Origin of the sequence: Pseudomonas sp. 7P_10.2_Bac1 (assembly GCF_025465935.1) — a bacterium.
Taxonomy (GTDB): Bacteria; Pseudomonadota; Gammaproteobacteria; order Pseudomonadales; family Pseudomonadaceae; genus Aquipseudomonas.
Genome location: NZ_JANLNV010000066.1, coordinates 1 through 1111 on the forward strand (window position 1 = coordinate 1; position 1111 = coordinate 1111).

Sequence of the window (1111 nt, forward strand, 5' to 3'; positions counted from 1 at the left end):
GGGTAATCCCCCCTGAAAAAAGTACGCATCAGAAGTAGAATTTTCTCCTGACCGGATCAAGGAAATTTTGCGTGAAGACATCGCGTTTTTCAGACAGTCAAATCATGGCCATTCTCAAGCAAGCAGAAGCTGGAACCCCAGCCCCAGAACTATGCCGTGAGCACGGCATCAGTTCGGCCACGTTCTATAAGTGGCGTACCAAATTCGGCGGCATGGACGCCTCGCTAATGGCTCGTTTACGTGAGCTGGAGGAAGAAAACCGGCGGCTTAAAAAAATGTACGCCGAAGAACGCCTCAAAGCCGAAATCATCCAGGAAGCCATGGCAAAAAAGTGGTGACGCCATCTCGGCGACGAGAGATGGCGCAGGAGGTGGTTCGCTCAGGTCGGTGCAGTATCAAGCTGGCGTGCTTGGCCTTCAGGGTCAGCACCACGTGCTATCGCTATCAGCCGCGTTTGGCGTATGAAAACGCCGAGATTACCGATCATTTAATCCGCCTGACACACAACCAGCGAAACTGGGGCTTCGGCTTATGCTTTCTGTACCTGCGCAACGTCAAAGGCTATCGCTGGAACCACAAGCGGGTGTACCGGATTTACCGCGAGCTGGAACTGAATCTGCGTATCAAGCCGCGCAAACGTATTGTGCGCGAGAAGCCCGAGCCGCTGGCTGTTCCTGAAGCCAGCAACCAGTGCTGGTCGATGGATTTCATGCACGACCAATTGGCGGACGGACGCAGCTTTCGAGTTTTCAATCTGATCGACGACTTCAACCGCGAAGCCCTGAGTATGGAAATTGATTTTTCGCTTCCGACTGAACGTGTGGTGCGAGCGCTGGATCAGGTCATTGAGTGGCGCGGGAAGCCACAAGTCATCCGCAGTGACAACGGCCCGGAATTCATCAGTGCCAAACTCACGGGCTGGGCTGAAAAACGGGGCATTCGTTTGGACTATATACAGCCGGGCAACCCGCAGCAAAACGCTTACGTCGAGCGCTATAACCGCACAGTACGTTACGACTGGCTGGGGCATTACTTGTTTGGATCGATAGCGGAAGTTCAAAATTACGGCACAAGCTGGATCTGGACATACAATCACGAGCGCCCGAATATG

General features: G+C 53.5%; 1 protein-coding gene. It reads left to right on the forward strand.

What is annotated here, in order from left to right:
- Window positions 1–71: 71 nt before the first annotated feature.
- Window positions 72–1111, forward strand: a protein-coding gene (locus tag NTD86_RS13940) for an IS3 family transposase (protein ID WP_262203058.1) whose coding sequence is annotated in 2 segments (ribosomal slippage) — window positions 72–324 and window positions 324–1111 — 1041 coding nt annotated over the 2 segments. Because the reading frame shifts where the segments join, the coding sequence is not laid out codon by codon here. This gene is flagged as partial in the annotation.